The sequence below is a fragment of the Pseudoalteromonas sp. QJM3NY_22 genome (assembly GCF_056173065.1).
Genome location: NZ_CM149655.1, coordinates 2,265,986 through 2,283,366, shown reverse-complemented (window position 1 = coordinate 2,283,366; position 17,381 = coordinate 2,265,986). Strand labels below are relative to the sequence as shown.

Here is a 17,381-nt window from a genome sequence, read left to right as displayed (position 1 = left end):
ATAAAGATTCTGCTTGCTACAATTTCGTAGTCTTGTATTACAAGTCATGTGGTATGAGCCAAGAATAAAAACAGTTCAAGCTAAGTCACCACCTAACTTGAACTGCTTTTCACACTGACAACATCTTACACACACAATATAAGATTCTTTTAACTGCAACATTTGAGTCACTAAAACCCAAAAAGTTGCATTTATTACTCTTTATGAAACAGTTAAATTAAATTGTTTCGAGCTGATAATGTAACTTTAGTATTTAACCTTATTCTCGACAAGCGATAAAAACGAAACCAATGGGTGAAAAAAATTAAACTATAGACTTTAGTTTAATGTGTGTGGCTAAGCTTATGTATTTAAATAAAAAATAATTAAAATTGCAAAGAGCTTTAGACGAATTCAGTAATACAACACACAGTAGGTTGTATTACTGAACTCGTCTAATCGGGGGTTATTCTTGGATTTTTCTAAACGTATTTACAACCCACTTCGCAAATAAATCAAGTGGGTGATTAGGTGTGTTGGATTCGTGTTGTACTAAGTAGTATTTATCTTTAGTTGTTAAAGGCTGTTCAAATAATTTATACAGCCACTTCTCATCTAACCAACTTTGACTAATTGGCAGTGGAATAAGCGCAATGCCCATGCCTTGCTGCGCAGCACGTGCTACACCAAACATACTGTCTATTTGGATAATTTGCGAAGGAGAAAAGTCATCAATGCCTGCTTTTTCAGCCCATTGATGCCACGCCCAAGGACGTGCTTTATGTAGAATTAGCGGAACTTGGTTTAGTGCTTTACGATGATCATTTTTCCACTGGTTGAGCAGTTTTTCATTACACGCAGGGATATATTCAAGATTAAATAATTCAGTTACTAAGCCTTCAGTAGGTTTACTAGAGGACAATACAATAGATAAATCGCTATGCCGTGTTATTTCTTTGCGTGTTTTAAGCGTATCCATTTGTAAATTAATATTAGGATGCTCTGTCGTCCACTCACTTAATTTAGGCATAAGTAGTTCGCTTGCAAAAAACTCAGGCAAGGTAATTGTTAAATTAGTGTTTTGTTGCATCTGACTAAACTCGTTAATGGTACCTTCTAACATGGTAATGATAGGAGATACGGCATCAAAAAAGTTTTTACCAGCTGTTGTTAAACTTATTGAACGTGTTTTACGCTGAAAAAGTTCAATACCAAGCTGTTCTTCAAGTTGTTTTATTTGATGGCTTACTGCCGAAGGTGTTAAGTAAAGCTCATTAGCTGCATGCTTAAAACTTAGGCTTCTTGCTGCAAAGCAAAAAGATCGAAGGCCACGAATAGGAGTTTGCATGTTTTCCAGTATTAAGTTGTTTATATAGCCTAGTATAGGCAAAAATCGAACCAGTTAGTAATGTTAGTAATTTCAGCAAGTTAAAATTACTCATAGAGAAAATTCACAAAAGTGGTGCATGATAACAACAAAGTAGTGCAAATGCTCTAGCTAACTAATCATCTATTTATGCAACTATTATAGATAAAAATTTACTACAGATGTATGAATTAGCCTAAAAATAATGCAAAAGGACAAAAAAAATCCCTCTTGCGAGGGATTTTGGGTAACTCAGCGCCATTGGCACTGGGAATGAGGTCGGTACAGGGTAAAGCGTTATTTTTAAGCTAAAGCCTAAAAAACCATTTCTGGAACTTCACCGTCAACAAGTAATTTACCTGCTGTTTTACTAATGATTTCATCAACAGATACGCCCGGAGCACGTTCTAATAGATGAAATGCGCCGTCTTTAACTTCTAATACGGCTAAATCTGTTACTATTTTTTTTACGCAATTAACGCCAGTAAGCGGTAAAGAGCAGGCTTCTAATAGTTTAGAGTCACCATGCTTACTTGCATGGGTCATAGTAACAATAATATTTTTCGCGCCAGCGACTAAATCCATCGCGCCACCCATGCCTTTAATCAGCTTTTTAGGGATCATCCACGATGCGATGTTGCCGTTCTGGTCAACTTCAAATGCACCCAGAACGGTTAAGTCTACATGACCACCCCGTATCATGGCAAAACTATCTGCACTATTAAATATGGCTGCACCTTTGGCTACTGTCACGGTTTCTTTACCCGCGTTAATCATATCGGCGTCTAGCTCTGCTTTAGTGGGGTACGGGCCCATGCCTAAAAGGCCATTTTCGGACTGTAACATAACTTCAATATCATCTGGTACATAGTTTGCGACGAGTGTCGGAATTCCTATGCCCAAATTTACGTAGTAACCGTCTTGAAGTTCTTGTGCAACGCGCATTGCAACTTGTTCACGTGATAATGCCATAATTATGCTCCTGCTTAATCTCGTGTTGTTACACGTTCAATGCGTTTTTCAAAGCTGCCTTTAATAACGCGATTTACAAAAATACCTGGGGTATGAATTTGGCTTGGTTCAAGCTCACCCGGCTCTACAATTTCTTCTACTTCGGCAACGGTAATTTTGCCTGCTGTTGCAGCCATTGGATTAAAGTTCATGGCGGTGTGTCTAAACACTAAATTACCAAAGCGATCAGCTTTCCACGCTTTAACAATAGCAAATTCACCCGTTATAGATTCTTCTAAAATATACGGGCGACCATTAAACTCTTTTACATTTTTACCCTCAGCCACAGGAGTACCGTAACCGGTTGCCGTGTAAAACGCAGGTATACCTGCGCCACCAGCACGCATTTTTTCAGCAAGTGTACCTTGAGGCGTAAGCTCTACATCAATTTCGCCACTTAATAACTGCTGCTCGAATAGGGCATTTTCACCAACGTACGAGGCAACTACTTTTTTAATTTGTTTGTCTTGTAATAAAATACCTAAACCAAAGTCATCAACACCACAGTTATTAGATACTACGGTTAAGTTTTTTGTTTGCATGTGCTTAATTTGTTTAATTAAGCCCTCAGGAATACCACATAAACCAAAACCACCGGCAATAATGGTATCGCCGTCTTTTAATCCTTCCATTGCAGCTTCGTAACTAGAAACTACCTTATCAAAACCGGCCATGAGTCTCTCCTCATTGTGTGCTATTTGTTGTTAACTATCTTGAATCATCATTTTATAAGATAGCTATTTAGTGTGTAGTGCCACAGATACTTTGCTCACAGGTTGCTTACCAAGTGCTTTGGTTATTTCCCAGCCAGCGTCACTTAACCTTTGTAAATCAATTGAGTGTTCAATGCCAAGCCCTTGCAGTAAGTAAACTACATCTTCGGTGGCAACATTTCCTGACGCACCCTTAGCATAAGGACAGCCACCAAGGCCCGCAACTGCCGCGTCAACCGTTGCAATACCTAGGCTTAAAGCTGCGTAAATATTTGTGAGCGCTTGGCCGTATGTATCATGAAAATGCACCGCCAACTTGGCTTTATCAATGTGCGTTAAAAGTAACTCGATTAATTGCGTTACTTTTCTAGCGGTGCCAACACCTATGGTATCGCCAAGGCTTACTTCGTAACAGCCTAAATCTAATAGCTTTTGAGATACACTTAATACTGCTTGCGGGTTAATTTCACCCTCGTAAGGGCAACCTAGTACACAGCTTACATAACCACGTACACGAATATTATTAGCTTTAGCAAACGCCATTACTTCACTAAAGCGTTCAATACTTTCGTCTATTGAGCAGTTTATATTTTTTTGACAAAACGACTCACTCGCAGCGGTAAATATAGCAAACTCTTTAATGCCAACAGCGTGCGCTGCTTGTGCACCTTTTAAGTTAGGTGTAAGGGCGCTTAAATTTACGTCAGGTAAGTTGAGTGCTGATATTACATCCGCTGAATCTGCCATTTGTGGCACCCATTTGGGGGAGACAAACGCGCCAGCTTCAATATCTTTTAAACCTGCAGCACTTAGAGCGTTAATAAGCGTTACTTTATCGGCTGTGCTTACTGTTTTTTCGTTTTGTAGACCGTCTCGCGCGCCAACTTCAACAATACGTACTTTATTTGCAAAGGCACTCATTGTGCACCTTCCTCAGTTGTATCTTCGACAATAGCAAGTAAGGCTCCATGCGTTACCAGTTCGCCCTCACCAAAACAGTAGCTTTTTAAAATGCCGTCGTGTGGTGCGTTAAGCGTGTATTCCATTTTCATGGCTTCGATAATAACAACCGCATCGCCTTTGGTAATTGTGCTACCAATGTCAATTAAGTGTTTTACTACCGTGCCATTGAGTGGGGCGGCAAGTGGCAGTGCTTCGCTTTCGTGCGAACTAATATAATGTTTATCAACTAGTTCAAGCTTAGTTTGCAGTGCTTTATTCATAACAGTGACAATATTGCCAACAGTATTTACATGCGCGGTATGTTTTTCGCCGTTAATAAATACACTGCAAAGATTATTATTTAATGTGCCTTGTAGGTTAAATACATGCTTGTTATGCGTAATATTATAGCCCGCTGTGGTTTTTATAGCGCTTAGCTGTAAATCGGCAAAAGGGATTTTAATTGCTTGTGGTGCATTGAGTGTAAAACCACTCAGTTGTTGCCACGGGCTTGCACTGTTTGGCGCATTTTGGGTGTTAGTTAACGATTCTAAATATGCAAAAGCACCAATAAGCTGACTTGCTTGCAATAACGATTCGTTAACCGCAACTAACGAGTCACCTTGCTCTGCAATAAAGTGTGTACTTGGCGCACCCTGTTTAAAGGTAGGGTGGCTTGCTAAATTATGTAAAAAGCCAATGTTAGTGCTAAAACCCGCTAAATTAAATTGCTCAAGAGCGTGTTGTAAACGGCTCAGTGCTTGTTCGCGAGTGTCGTCGTGCACAATAAGTTTTGCAATCATCGGATCGTAAAACGGGCTGATTTCGTCGCCTTGTGCAATGCCTGTATCAATGCGTACAAATTCGCTGTTAAGCGGTGTGTGTAGTGCTTCAATAGTTCCCGAGCACGGGATAAAGTCGTTAGCTGGATCTTCTGCGTATATACGCGCTTCAAAGCTATGACCCTGCAATTGAATATCGCTTTGTGTCAGTGGCAGTGTTTGCCCACCCGCAATATTAATTTGCCAGTTGACTAAATCTACACCGGTTACCATTTCGGTCACAGGGTGTTCTACTTGTAGGCGCGTATTCATTTCCATAAAGAAAAATTCATCGCCACACAGTAAAAACTCAACCGTACCAGCGCCTCTATAATTTATAGCCAGTGCACAACGTACAGCCGCTTCACCCATTTCTTTACGTAGTTCGTCAGATAAACCCGGAGCAGGGGCTTCTTCAATTACTTTTTGATGACGACGTTGCAAAGAACAATCACGATCACCTAAATAAACACAGTTACCATGGTTATCCGCAAATACTTGCACTTCAACATGGCGAGGTTGGTTTACGTAGCGCTCAAGCAATACTAAATCGTTACCAAAACCGGCAATTGCTTCACGTTGCGCACCTTGTAGTGCGCTCATAAAGTCTTTTGCTTTTTGTACAACGCGCATGCCTTTACCACCGCCACCAAAGGCAGCTTTAATGAGTACAGGGTAGCCAATTTTTTCAGCTTCACTTTGTAAAAAAGCAGGGTCTTGTTTATCACCATAATAACCAGGTACTAATGGCACATTAGCAGCTGCCATTATTTCTTTAGCGCGGGTTTTAGACCCCATTGCTTCAATGCTACTTGCTGGTGGCCCTATAAAAGCAATGTTATTAGCTTCGCAGGCTTTAGCAAATTCGCTGTTCTCAGATAAAAAACCATAGCCTGGGTGAATACAATCAGCGCCGCAGTCTTTGGCAACTTGCAAAATTTTGTCTGCTACTAAATACGAATCTTTACTTGGCGCAGCACCAATATGGTAAGCCTCGTCAGCCATTTTTACGTGCCGGGCATGTTTGTCTGCATCAGAATAAACCGCGACCGTGGTTAAGCCCATTTGTTTTGCGCTGCGCATTACTCGGCACGCAATTTCTCCACGATTGGCAATCAGTACTTTTTGTAATCGTTGTGTCTTCATAATCAATCCTACAATTGCCAAGCGGGTGAGCGTTTATCAAAAAAAGCAGTTAGCCCTTCTTGACCTTCTTCAGATACGCGAATTTTTGCAATACGCTCAGCGGTAAGCTCAATGAGTTCATCGGTAATTTCTTTATTTGCTACATCGTTAATTAATGCTTTTGCGGCTTTAACTGCAACAGGTCCGTTATCAATCAGTGTTTGCAGCATATTATCGAGTGCACAGTCTAAATTACCGGTTACTTGATGAATTAAACCAAGTTGCTTAGCAGTATGTGCATCAAACACTTCAGCCGTTAAAAAGTACCTGCGAGCAGCGCGTTCACCAATCGCTTTAATGACATACGGGCTAATAACAGCCGGAATAAGGCCAAGCTTTACTTCGCTTAAACAAAATTGCGCATCGTCTTTACTAAGGGCTATGTCGCAACAAGCTATTAAACCCAGAGCACCACCAAAAGCAGCGCCTTGCACAGCGCAAATTGTAGGATGGGGCGAGCTTGCCAATACCTGCATTAACTTAGCTAATTGCATTGAATCAGCTAGGTTATCGGTGTAGTTGTTATCAGCCATTGATTTCATCCAAGCTAAATCGGCGCCGGCTGAAAAGTGTTTACCCTCTGTTTTTAAAACCAAAGCGCGAATATCAAGCGTATTTGCATGTTCAATACATTGGATCAGCTCATGTATTACTTCACTGTTAAATGCGTTTCTTTTTTCTGGGCGACTTAACACAAGTACAGCCACATTAGATTTTGTTATTTGTAGTGTTACTGACATTTTGCGCTCCGGTTACATTCTAAATACGCCAAATTTCGAATCACGTTTTGGTGCGTTATTCGCAGCCGTTAACGCAAGCCCTAATACATTACGTGTATCGGCAGGGTCTATAATACCGTCGTCCCACAAACGAGCGCTTGCGTAATACGGATGACCTTGCTCTTCGTACTGTTCAATAATTGGCTTTTTAAAATCACTGATTTCTTGCTCGCTCATGCTTTGGCCTTTACGTGCTAAAGCATCTTGTTTAACTTGCGCCATTACACCCGCAGCTTGCTCGCCGCCCATTACCGAAATACGGGCATTAGGCCACATCCACATCATGGTTGGTTCAAATGCGCGGCCACACATACCGTAGTTACCTGCGCCGTAAGAGCCGCCAATAAGTACAGTGAATTTAGGCACATCAGCACACGAAACCGCCATCACCATTTTAGCGCCGTGCTTAGCAATGCCTTCGGCTTCGTATTTTTTACCCACCATAAAGCCGGTAATATTTTGTAAAAACACTAAAGGAATATTGCGCTGAGCACACAGCTGAATAAAGTGCGCGCCTTTTTGCGCCGACTCACTAAATAAAATACCGTTATTAGCCACTATGCCAACGGGGTTGCCATAAATGCTGGCAAAACCTGTGACTAACGTTTCACCAAAGTAGCGTTTAAATTCATCAAATGATGAGTCGTCCACTGTGCGCGCTATTACTTCGCGTACATCAAACGGCTTTTTAAGGTCGGTGCCTACAATGCCGTAAAGCTCGTTTATATCGTAACGGGGTGGTTTTACATCTTCTAGTTCTTGTTTAAGTAACGGCGCTGTAGGGCGTGTGTAGTTAATGCGCTCAATACATTGGCGCGCAATAGACAGGGCATGAGCATCGTTTTCAGCGTAGTGATCGGCAACACCCGACACTTTACAGTGCACATCGGCGCCGCCTAGTTCTTCAGCGGTTACTTCTTCGCCCGTTGCTGCTTTTACAAGCGGCGGACCTGCTAAAAATATAGTGCCTTGATCTTTTACAATAATGCTTTCGTCTGCCATTGCGGGTACGTACGCACCACCTGCGGTACATAATCCCATTACCACGGCAATTTGTGGAATGCCTTTACCCGACATACGGGCTTGGTTGTAAAAAATACGACCAAAATGCAACTTATCTGGAAATACATCATCTTGCTCTGGCAGATTTGCACCGCCAGAATCCACCAAATAAATACACGGTAAGCGGCAGCGCTCTGCGATGTCTTGTGCGCGTAAATGCTTTTTAACGGTAAGCGGAAAATATGTACCGCCTTTAACCGTGGCATCGTTTGCAATAATCATGCATTCAACGCCTTTAACACGGCCAATACCGGCTACAACGCCTGCACAAGGTATTGCTTGTTCGTACACACCAAAGGCTGCAAATTGCGAAATTTCTAAAAACGGTGAGCCTTCGTCAATTAATGTGTTTATGCGGTCGCGTACAAATAATTTACCACGGCCTTCGTGGCGCTCCTTTAATGCAGCGCCTCCACCTTGGCTAATTATTGCTACTTTACTGCGTAAATCATCCACCAGCGCCGACATGTTTTTATGGTTTTGCACAAACGTTGGATCGTGAGGATTAACGCTCGATTTTAAAATAGTCATGGTTTAATCCTTAACGGCTTTCTGTGAAAAGTTCGCGGCCAATAAGCATGCGGCGAATTTCGGATGTACCAGCACCAATTTCGTATAATTTAGCATCACGAAGCAGGCGGCCTGTTGCGTATTCGTTTATGTAGCCATTTCCGCCTAAAATTTGAATCGCATCAAGCGCCATCTTAGTCGCAAGCTCTGCTGCGTATAAAATTGCACCGGCTGCATCTTTACGGGTTGTTTCGCCTCGGTCACACGCTTTAGCTACCGTATATACGTATGAGCGCGCAGCATTCATTTGTGTATACATGTCGGCTACTTTGCCTTGAATTAACTGAAATTGACCAATAGGGGTATCAAACTGTTTACGCTCATGAATGTACGGCACCACTATGTCCATACACGCTTGCATTATGCCAAGCGGGCCCGCTGCAAGTACTACGCGTTCGTAATCAAGGCCACTCATAAGTACTTTAACGCCTTCGTTTAAGTTACCTAAAATGTTTTCCTCGGGCACTTCGCAGTTTTCAAATACTAGCTCACAGGTGTTTGAGCCGCGCATACCCAGTTTGTCGAGCTTTTGCGCTGTTGAAAAACCAGGAAAGTTGCTCTCAACAATAAACGCGGTAATACCTTTAGCGCCGGCGTTTAAATCTGTTTTAGCGTAAATTACTAACGTGTGTGCGTCTGGACCATTGGTGATCCACATTTTATTACCATTTAAAATGTACTTATTGCCTTTTTTTTCGGCTTTGAGTTTCATCGATACAACGTCAGAGCCCGCATTAGGCTCGCTCATTGCAAGGGCACCAATGTGCTCGCCACTAATAAGCTTTGGTAAGTATTTTTCTTTTTGAGCTTGTGTGCCGTTACGGTTAATTTGATTAACACACAGGTTTGAATGTGCTCCATAGCTTAACCCTATAGAGGCACTGGCACGGCTAATTTCTTCCATAGCAATAACATGTTCTAAGTAACCTAATCCTGCGCCGCCAAGTTCTTCAGATACGGTCATACCCAGTACGCCCATTTCGCCCATTTGAGTCCAAAGTTGATTTGGAAAAGCGTTATCTAAGTCCGTTTTTTCAGCAAGCGGGGCAATCTCCTGACTTGCAAAACTGTTTACGTGGTCGCGGATCATATCGGCGGTTTCGCCAAGGCCAAAGTTCATTTCTTTATATAGTGAAATAGTGCTCATGATTCATTCCTGTGTGACGTGTGTGTTGTCAGTGTGTTTTTATTTTAAAAAAAACTTATTCGTCTATTTTATTAAGCGTGTCTCTACAGCGGCGCTCGGCCGTCACCAACTCCATAAGAACAACTTTAATGTCGTCCATTTGTTGAGATAGGTCTGCTTTTTTTTCTGAAATAAGGTCAAGCATAGTAACCAACTGCTTAGCGCTTGATTTATCTGCGTCGTACAGTTCAAACAAACGACCGGTTTCGGCCAATGTAAAGCCAAGGCGCTTACCACGTAATATTAGTTTTAAACGCACTTTATCGCGTTTTGAATAAATACGGGTTTGACCATTACGATCAGGCGTTATTAACCCTTGGTCTTCGTAAAAGCGAATAGAGCGGGTTGTAATGTCAAATTCTTTAGCGAGTTCGCTAATGCTAAATGTTTGTTCATTACTGGCCGGCATTTTGGCTGAGCTTGCAAAGTTTGTTTGATTATCTGGTTTCATAATTGTATTTACCTCATTCGAATAACTCCAATATAAGTGAAGTTTACGTAAAGGTAAAGCTTGGTGTGATTTGAAACTATTTATAAAGGAATGTTTAAGCGAGGTATTGATTTATATTATTAATATTCAATGGGTTATTTTTATTTTATCAGTGTAGCCTAACCGATGGAAAATAATCCTTACACTTATAAAACTAAAAATTAAGCTGTTTTTAGTTGACGTTGGCGTAAACGTTAGTATTGTGTAAGGGTATTAAATAATAAATGAATACTAAATTAATAGAGCAAATATACTAACAACTATTTGCGTATAAATACAATGGAGTTAGTTATGACTTTAGAATCAGTGGTAATTGTAGCAGCAAAACGCACCCCAATGGGTGGTTTTATGGGAGCGTTAAGTGATGCGCAGTCTACCGAGCTTGGCGCTACCGCCATTGCAAGTGTACTCACACAAACTGGTTTAGCTAATGATGCAATAGACGAAGTAATTATGGGCTGTGTATTACCAGCAGGCCTTGGACAAGCACCCGCACGCCAAGCAATGTTAAAAGCAGGCCTTGCACTTAGCACTGGCGCTACAACAATTAACAAAGTATGTGGCTCTGGTTTAAAAGCGACCATGCTTGCAAACGATTTAATTAAAGCAGGCTCTATTCAATCTGCTATTGCTGGTGGCATGGAAAGCATGACAAACGCACCGTACTTTATACCAAAAGCGCGTGGCGGTATGCGCATGGGTCACGGTGAAATAAAAGATCACATGATGAGCGATGGCCTTGAAGATGCTTACGACAACAAAGCTATGGGTTGTTTTGCACAAAACACCGCCGACGAATACGGCATTGGCCGCGAGCAAATGGATGCGTTTGCATTAGGCTCATTAAGTAAAGCTAAAGCCGCGATACAAAATGGTAGCTTTGATAACGAAGTTGCACCGCATACGATGCAAACACGCAAAGGCGATGTAACAGTATCGATTGATGAGCAACCAGGTAATGCCCGCCCAGAAAAAATTCCTACTTTACGTGCAGCTTTTAAAAAAGACGGCACTATTACAGCCGCTAATTCATCGTCAATTTCAGACGGTGGCGCAGCGCTTATATTAATGAGCGAATCAAAAGCAAAAGAGCAAGGCTTAACACCGCTTTGTAAAATTGTAGCGCACAGCACGCATTCTCAAAAACCAAGTGAATTTACAGTAGCGCCAGTAGGGGCTATGAACAGCGTGCTTGAAAAAGCAGGTTGGGCTGTAAACGATGTTGACCTTTGGGAAATTAACGAAGCATTTGCCATGGTAACCATGCTGGCTATTAACGAGTTAAAACTTGATGAAAGCAAAGTAAACGTTAACGGCGGTGCATGTGCATTGGGTCATCCAATTGGTGCAAGCGGCGCGCGTATTTTAGTAACGCTTATTCATGCCCTTAAAAACCGAGGCCTTAAAAAAGGCATTGCGTCTTTATGTATTGGTGGCGGTGAAGCGGTTGCTATGGCCGTAGAAGCTTACTAATTACAGTTACATCAATAGCTAGACGAATACTTAAACGAATAACTACAAAAGCGCCGCACTAATAATACTAACAAAGCGGCGCTACCAATTTTAAAAGAGAACACACAACTCACACACTAGGATTTAATCATGCACCAAGTTCCACTACTTATTAATGGCGAATTTATTCAATCAGCGTCTAAAGAGCTTATCGATGTTATAAACCCAGCAACTCAAGAAGTACTTGCACAAGTGCCATGTACCACCGAGTCAGAAATGGACGCGGCAATTGCCTCAGCCTCTGAGACGTTTAAAACATGGAAAGACGTACCCATTACTGAACGTGCTCGTATTATGATGAAGTACGCTGCGCTATTAAAAGAACATCACGATGAGCTTGCTACCATTATTTGCCATGAATTGGGTAAAACGTTTGAAGATGCAAAAGGCGATGTTTGGCGCGGTATTGAAGTAGTAGAACAAGCATCAAACGCACCATCATTAATGATGGGTGAAACAATGGAAAACGTAGCGCGTAAAATCGATACGTATTCTTACATGCAGCCACTTGGCGTATGTGCGGGCGTTACTCCGTTTAACTTTCCGGCAATGATCCCACTTTGGATGTTCCCGCTGGCTATTGTGTGTGGTAACACCTTTATTTTAAAACCGTCTGAGCAAGATCCACTTACACCAATGCGCTTAGCAGAGCTATTTATTGAAGCCGGTGCACCAAAAGGCGTATTACAAGTTGTTCACGGTACAAAACCACAAGTAGACCGCTTACTAGAAGATAAAGCAGTGCGTGCTATTTCATTTGTTGGCTCGTGTGGTGTAGGTGCTTATATTTATTCTAAAGGCACGCAAAACCTTAAACGTGTGCAAGCGTGTGTTGGTGCTAAAAACCACATGGTTATTATGCCTGATGCAAGTAAATCGCACGTTGTAAACAACCTAGTAGGCGCATCAGTCGGTGCTGCTGGCCAGCGTTGTATGGGTATTTCGGTTGCTGTGTTTGTAGGCCAAGCAAGTCAGTGGGTAGATGAAATTAAAGCAGGCTTTGAAAATGTACGCCCAGGCGTGTGGGATGATGCAAACGCGGCATACGGTCCACAAACATCAAAAGCAGCAAAGGCACGTATTTTATCACTCATTGCCGGTGGTAAAGAGCAAGGCGCTACTTGTTTAATTGATGGTTCTGACTTTACGGTTGAAGGCTTTGAGCAAGGTAATTGGGTTGGCCCAACGTTATTTACCGATGTAACCAAAGAAATGGATTTATACAAAGAAGAAATATTTGGTCCAGTACTGGCGTGTATGTTTGTAGACACGCTTGATGAGGCAATCGCACTTATTAACGACAGCCTTTACGGTAACGGTACCTCGTTATTTACCTCAAGCGGCGCAGTGGCTCGTAAATTCCAACACGAAATTGAAGTAGGCCAAGTAGGTATTAATGTGCCAATTCCGGTGCCACTTCCGTTCTTTTCGTTCACTGGTTGGAAAGGCTCGTTTTACGGCGATACACACACGTACGGTAAACAAGGTATTCGTTTTTATACAGAAACTAAAACGATTACATCACGTTGGTTTGAAGACGACATTGCGTCGGGTCCAAACATGAGTATTAACTTAAAATAATCGTAATTAAAAAATGAGTAAATAAAAGAATAATTAATAAAAAAGATGGGCGCGAAGGCTACTTCACACACAACACACACATAAGCCTTCGCTGCTCGTCACAAACTATCCCTGTGACGGGAAACACTAACAACACAACTAACACAATTAAAGAGGTCTACCATGGACTTTAACTTATCAGAAGATCAACAAGCCTTTGCTCAAACAGCACGCCAATTTGCCGAGTCAGAACTTGCGCCCCATGCAGCAAAGTGGGATCGCGAACATATTTTTCCTAAAGACACGATTAAAGCTGCGGGCGAGCTTGGTTTTTGTGGTTTATACACGCCAGAGGAAGCAGGCGGCCTTGGTTTATCTCGTTTAGATTCGAGCATTATTTTTGAACAACTTGCTATGGGCTGTACCGCAACAACGGCTATGTTAACCATTCATAATATGGCTACCTGGATGGTAGCAAGTTTTGGTACCGATGCCGTTAAAGACAAATACGTAGAGCAATTAGTCATGGGCGAGTTACTTGCCTCTTACTGTTTAACAGAGCCAGGCTCGGGCTCAGACGCCGCATCACTTAAAACCAAAGCCGTGCTTGAGAGTGATGAGTACGTTATTAACGGCTCAAAAATGTTTATATCGGGCGCTGGCGAAACCGAAGTATTAGTGGTAATGGCACGTACAGGCGGCGAAGGCGCTGCGGGTATTTCGGCATTTGTAGTGCCTGCCGACGCAAAAGGCGTGCAATACGGCAAAGCTGAAGAAAAAATGGGTTGGAACGCACAACCTACACGCCTAATTAGCTTTGAAGATGTACGCATCCCTGCGTATAACTTGTTAGGCGCAGAGGGCGAAGGCTTTAAATTTGCGATGCAAGGCCTAGATGGCGGTCGAATTAACATTGCCACATGTTCAATTGGTACAGCGCAGGCAGCACTTAATACCGCCCGTGAATATTTAAAAGAACGTACACAATTTGGTAAACCATTGGCTGCGTTTCAAGCATTGCAATTTAAAATTGCCGATATGAACACCGAGCTTGTAGCTGCGCGCCAAATGGTAAGGCTTGCTGCATTTAAACTTGATAATAACGACGTTGAAAAAACCACTTACTGCGCGATGGCTAAACGTTTTGCTACCGATGTTGGCTTTACTGTGTGTAACGACGCACTGCAAATTCATGGTGGTTACGGTTACATAAAAGAATACCCGCTTGAGCGCCATGTACGTGATGTACGCGTTCATCAAATTTTAGAAGGCACTAACGAAATTATGCGTGTGATTATAGCGCGCCGTATTTTGGCTGAGTCTGCAAGCGACGTTTTATAAGGAGCAATGTATGTCAGAATCTAAATCTAATCCGAGTATTGAACTTACAACCGAAGGTCATGTTGCTATTTTAACGATGTCTAATCCGCCAGCAAATACCTGGACAAAAGACACCCTAGTTGATTTAAAAAATACCGTTAATGAGCTTAATAATAATAAAAATATTTATGCATTAGTACTGACTGGTGAAGGCGAGAAGTTTTTTAGCGCGGGTGCCGACCTAAACGTATTTGCTGGTGGCGATAAAGGCGTAGCCGCCGATATGTCGCGTGTATTTGGTGAAGCATTTGAAGCGCTTACTAATTTTAGAGGTGTGTCGGTTGCAGCCATTAATGGCTATGCAATGGGCGGCGGGCTAGAAGTTGCCCTTGCGTGCGATATACGTATAGCGGAAGAGCAAGCACAAATGGCGCTCCCTGAAGCTAAAGTTGGCTTATTACCCTGTGCGGGTGGTACACAAAATTTAGCATGGCTAGTTGGCGAAGGCTGGGCAAAACGCATGATTTTATGCGGCGAGCGCTTAAAAGCTGATAAAGCCTTGCAAATTGGCTTAGTAGAAGAAGTAGTACCACAAGGTGAAAGCTTTGCGGCAGCACTAAAACTTGCCAACCAAGTGGCCGATCAAAGCCCCACCTCAGTTGCAGCATGTAAAACATTGATTCAAAAAGGGCGCCATCAACCAATGGCAAGTGTATTACCTCTTGAACGCGAGTTATTTGTTGGTTTATTTGATACACAAGATCAACAAGAAGGTGTAAATGCCTTTTTAGAAAAACGCCGCGCTAACTGGGTAAACGGCTAATGAGTGCTTTAACATTATTAAATAGCGCCGATGAGCCCGTGGTATTTGAAACCGCAGCCGCAGAAAATGGCAGTTTAATAGGGCTCATTACACTCAACGCGCCAAAAGCATTAAATGCACTTAATTTTGAAATGATCAAATTACTTGAGCCGCAATTGCGAGCTTGGCAAGATGATGATGCTATTGCAATGGTCTTGTTAAAGGGCGCAGACGATAAAGCATTTTGCGCAGGTGGCGATGTTGTAAGCCTTCATCATGCAATGGCGCAAGGTAAACCAACAAGCTTAGTTGAAGAGTTTTTTACGCTAGAGTACAAGCTTGATTATCTTATTCATACCTTTGATAAACCAATCCTCGTTTGGGGTAACGGCATAGTAATGGGCGGCGGTTTAGGGCTAATGGCCGGTGCTAGCCATCGCGTCGTAACCGAAACATCTCGCATTGCCATGCCAGAGCAAACCATAGGTTTATACCCTGATGTAGGCGGCAGTTACTTTTTACATAAAATGCCACAAAGTGTGGGGCTATTTTTAGGGCTAACGTCGGCATCAATTAACTGTGACGACGCGCGTTTTGTATCGCTTGCCGATCACTTTATCGACAGCACTAAATATGATGCCATGCTTGCACAAATTTTAGCAGCTAAATGGGGCAAAACCGCAAGCTTAAATCATGAGCGTTTAACTAAGTTATTAACCGATTTAGACAACCAATCGGCGCGTATGCCAAAAGGCAATATAAAAGCTAATTTAAAAACGATTCAAAAGCTGGGTGAATTTACAACCTTGCAGGAGCAAGTTGATTATATTTTAGGGCTAACCACTGACGATAAATGGCTACAGCGCGCTCAAAAGTCACTTAAACACGGATGCCCACTAAGCTGCGCACTCGTTAGTGAGCAATTAAAAACAAGCAAAGGCAAAAGCTTATTAGCGTGTTTTAAAATGGAGCTGGGTATGTCGGTTCGTGCTGGCGAAGTAGGTGAGTTTCAAGAAGGTGTAAGGGCGCTACTAATAGATAAAGACGGCGCACCTAATTGGCAATACAAAACACTTAGTGATGTACCACAAACAATAATAGACAGCTTTTTTGTTAAACGCTTTGGCGAAAACCACCCACTCAATGGCTTAGACACGCCAATACACAAATAAAGGAAAGACGATGACTAAACTCAATATCGGTTTTATCGGCTTAGGTAATATGGGCGGCCCAATGGCGGCTAACTTAATTAAAGCTGGACATACTGTGAGTGTGTTCGATTTAAACCAGTCGGTCGTAAATGAACTTGCAAGCAAAGGCGCAAAAGCAGCAGTTGATGCAAAGCAGTGCGCAACCAATGCTGACGTACTTATTAGTATGTTACCTGCAGGCAAGCATGTTAAATCGCTGTATTTAGGAAATAACGACGACAGCGGCTTAATTAACGTGCTAAACAATAATACATTAGTAATTGATTGCTCAACAATAGATGCAGAATCAGCACGCACTGTAGGCAGTGCACTTGGCAAACAAGGCATAAGCTTTGTAGATGCACCGGTATCGGGCGGCGTTGCAGGCGCAACCGCAGGCACACTTACTTTTATTGTAGGCGGCGAAAAACCCGCGTTTGATAAAGCAAATACAGTGCTGAGTGATATGGGTAAAAACATATTTCATGCAGGCAATATTGGTGCAGGGCAAGTAGCAAAAATATGTAATAACATGCTACTTAGCATTTTAATGGCAGGCACCAGCGAAGCACTGCAAATGGGTATTAACAACGGCCTCGATCCTAAAATACTTAGCGACATTATGACCGCAAGTTCGGGCCGTAACTGGACGCTTGAACTTTACAACCCTTGCCCAGGTGTAATGGATACAGCCCCTGCGAGTAACGATTACAAACCAGGCTTTATGGTTGATTTAATGGCTAAAGATTTAGGCCTTGCCATGGAAGCCGCGCAGCAAAGTAATTCATCAACCCCTATGGGTTCAATGGCTAAAAATTTATACACTATGCTACAGCACCAAGGTGCGGGTAGTGATGACTTTAGTGCCATTTTTAAACTGTTTTCTAAGTAGG

General features: G+C 42.4%; 15 protein-coding genes. 6 read left to right on the top strand and 9 right to left on the bottom strand.

Annotation, left to right across the window (positions count from 1 at the left end):
- Nucleotides 1–445: 445 nt before the first annotated feature.
- The 9 genes from AC0VZ4_RS10310 to AC0VZ4_RS10270 form a co-directional block, all read right to left on the bottom strand.
- On the bottom strand, nt 446–1,327 hold the full coding sequence (locus AC0VZ4_RS10310) for a LysR family transcriptional regulator (RefSeq protein ID WP_008135272.1): 882 nt from the start codon (nt 1,325–1,327) through the stop codon (nt 446–448).
- 333 nt (nt 1,328–1,660) lie between these two features.
- Complete coding sequence (locus AC0VZ4_RS10305) at nt 1,661–2,317, bottom strand: CoA transferase subunit B (protein ID WP_475439604.1); 657 nt, start codon at nt 2,315–2,317, stop codon at nt 1,661–1,663.
- A 14-nt stretch (nt 2,318–2,331) separates the two neighbouring features.
- Entirely contained in the window at nt 2,332–3,030 is a 699-nt protein-coding gene (locus AC0VZ4_RS10300) for a CoA transferase subunit A (RefSeq protein ID WP_475439603.1), read from the bottom strand.
- Between the two features lie 63 nt (nt 3,031–3,093).
- Nucleotides 3,094–3,990, bottom strand: a complete 897-nt coding sequence (locus tag AC0VZ4_RS10295) for a hydroxymethylglutaryl-CoA lyase (RefSeq protein WP_475439602.1) — start codon at nt 3,988–3,990, stop codon at nt 3,094–3,096.
- The gene (locus AC0VZ4_RS10290) at nt 3,987–5,978 is read right to left on the bottom strand and encodes an acetyl/propionyl/methylcrotonyl-CoA carboxylase subunit alpha (protein ID WP_475439601.1); all 1,992 of its coding nucleotides are present in this window, start codon (nt 5,976–5,978) and stop codon (nt 3,987–3,989) included. Before AC0VZ4_RS10290 ends, AC0VZ4_RS10295 begins: the two co-directional genes overlap by 4 nt.
- An 8-nt stretch (nt 5,979–5,986) precedes the next feature.
- On the bottom strand, nt 5,987–6,757 hold the full coding sequence (locus AC0VZ4_RS10285) for an enoyl-CoA hydratase/isomerase family protein (RefSeq protein ID WP_475439600.1): 771 nt from the start codon (nt 6,755–6,757) through the stop codon (nt 5,987–5,989).
- A gap of 12 nt (nt 6,758–6,769) precedes the next feature.
- Nucleotides 6,770–8,389, bottom strand: coding sequence for a carboxyl transferase domain-containing protein (locus AC0VZ4_RS10280; RefSeq protein ID WP_475439599.1), 1,620 nt, complete (start codon nt 8,387–8,389; stop codon nt 6,770–6,772).
- Nucleotides 8,390–8,399: 10 nt separating this feature from the next.
- The gene (locus AC0VZ4_RS10275) at nt 8,400–9,575 is read right to left on the bottom strand and encodes an isovaleryl-CoA dehydrogenase (protein WP_475439598.1); all 1,176 of its coding nucleotides are present in this window, start codon (nt 9,573–9,575) and stop codon (nt 8,400–8,402) included.
- Between the two features lie 55 nt (nt 9,576–9,630).
- Nucleotides 9,631–10,065, bottom strand: a complete 435-nt coding sequence (locus tag AC0VZ4_RS10270; RefSeq protein ID WP_165723432.1) for a MerR family transcriptional regulator — start codon at nt 10,063–10,065, stop codon at nt 9,631–9,633.
- A 330-nt stretch (nt 10,066–10,395) separates the two neighbouring features.
- Here AC0VZ4_RS10270 and AC0VZ4_RS10265 point away from each other — a divergent pair, with 330 nt between their 5' ends.
- The 6 genes from AC0VZ4_RS10265 to mmsB all read left to right on the top strand — a co-directional run bounded on the left by AC0VZ4_RS10265 (nt 10,396) and on the right by mmsB (nt 17,380).
- Entirely contained in the window at nt 10,396–11,577 is a 1,182-nt protein-coding gene (locus tag AC0VZ4_RS10265) for a thiolase family protein (protein ID WP_475439597.1), read from the top strand.
- 129 nt (nt 11,578–11,706) lie between these two features.
- Nucleotides 11,707–13,197, top strand: coding sequence for a CoA-acylating methylmalonate-semialdehyde dehydrogenase (locus AC0VZ4_RS10260; RefSeq protein ID WP_475439596.1), 1,491 nt, complete (start codon nt 11,707–11,709; stop codon nt 13,195–13,197).
- Between the two features lie 162 nt (nt 13,198–13,359).
- On the top strand, nt 13,360–14,517 hold the full coding sequence (locus AC0VZ4_RS10255) for an acyl-CoA dehydrogenase family protein (RefSeq protein ID WP_475439595.1): 1,158 nt from the start codon (nt 13,360–13,362) through the stop codon (nt 14,515–14,517).
- Nucleotides 14,518–14,527: 10 nt separating this feature from the next.
- Nucleotides 14,528–15,319: an enoyl-CoA hydratase gene (locus AC0VZ4_RS10250; RefSeq protein ID WP_033031561.1), complete on the top strand. Its 792-nt coding sequence runs from the start codon at nt 14,528–14,530 to the stop codon at nt 15,317–15,319.
- Nucleotides 15,319–16,470, top strand: a complete 1,152-nt coding sequence (locus AC0VZ4_RS10245) for an enoyl-CoA hydratase/isomerase family protein (protein WP_475439594.1) — start codon at nt 15,319–15,321, stop codon at nt 16,468–16,470. The genes AC0VZ4_RS10250 and AC0VZ4_RS10245 overlap by 1 nt, the downstream gene beginning before the upstream one ends.
- Nucleotides 16,471–16,480: 10 nt before the next feature.
- Complete coding sequence (gene mmsB, locus AC0VZ4_RS10240) at nt 16,481–17,380, top strand: 3-hydroxyisobutyrate dehydrogenase (RefSeq protein WP_475439593.1); 900 nt, start codon at nt 16,481–16,483, stop codon at nt 17,378–17,380.
- Nucleotide 17,381: the final 1 nt, after the last annotated feature.

Bases quoted from the DNA above. Each gene is read 5' to 3' on its own strand.
- AC0VZ4_RS10310 (WP_008135272.1), bottom strand. From the start codon at position 1,327: ATGCAAACTCCTATTCGTGGCCTTCGATCTTTTTGCTTTGCAGCAAGA.
- AC0VZ4_RS10305 (WP_475439604.1), bottom strand. From the start codon at position 2,317: ATGGCATTATCACGTGAACAAGTTGCAATGCGCGTTGCACAAGAACTT.
- AC0VZ4_RS10300 (WP_475439603.1), bottom strand. From the start codon at position 3,030: ATGGCCGGTTTTGATAAGGTAGTTTCTAGTTACGAAGCTGCAATGGAA.
- AC0VZ4_RS10295 (WP_475439602.1), bottom strand. From the start codon at position 3,990: ATGAGTGCCTTTGCAAATAAAGTACGTATTGTTGAAGTTGGCGCGCGA.
- AC0VZ4_RS10290 (WP_475439601.1), bottom strand. From the start codon at position 5,978: ATGAAGACACAACGATTACAAAAAGTACTGATTGCCAATCGTGGAGAA.
- AC0VZ4_RS10285 (WP_475439600.1), bottom strand. From the start codon at position 6,757: ATGTCAGTAACACTACAAATAACAAAATCTAATGTGGCTGTACTTGTG.
- AC0VZ4_RS10280 (WP_475439599.1), bottom strand. From the start codon at position 8,389: ATGACTATTTTAAAATCGAGCGTTAATCCTCACGATCCAACGTTTGTG.
- AC0VZ4_RS10275 (WP_475439598.1), bottom strand. From the start codon at position 9,575: ATGAGCACTATTTCACTATATAAAGAAATGAACTTTGGCCTTGGCGAA.
- AC0VZ4_RS10270 (WP_165723432.1), bottom strand. From the start codon at position 10,065: ATGAAACCAGATAATCAAACAAACTTTGCAAGCTCAGCCAAAATGCCG.
- AC0VZ4_RS10265 (WP_475439597.1), top strand. From the start codon at position 10,396: ATGACTTTAGAATCAGTGGTAATTGTAGCAGCAAAACGCACCCCAATG.
- AC0VZ4_RS10260 (WP_475439596.1), top strand. From the start codon at position 11,707: ATGCACCAAGTTCCACTACTTATTAATGGCGAATTTATTCAATCAGCG.
- AC0VZ4_RS10255 (WP_475439595.1), top strand. From the start codon at position 13,360: ATGGACTTTAACTTATCAGAAGATCAACAAGCCTTTGCTCAAACAGCA.
- AC0VZ4_RS10250 (WP_033031561.1), top strand. From the start codon at position 14,528: ATGTCAGAATCTAAATCTAATCCGAGTATTGAACTTACAACCGAAGGT.
- AC0VZ4_RS10245 (WP_475439594.1), top strand. From the start codon at position 15,319: ATGAGTGCTTTAACATTATTAAATAGCGCCGATGAGCCCGTGGTATTT.
- mmsB (WP_475439593.1), top strand. From the start codon at position 16,481: ATGACTAAACTCAATATCGGTTTTATCGGCTTAGGTAATATGGGCGGC.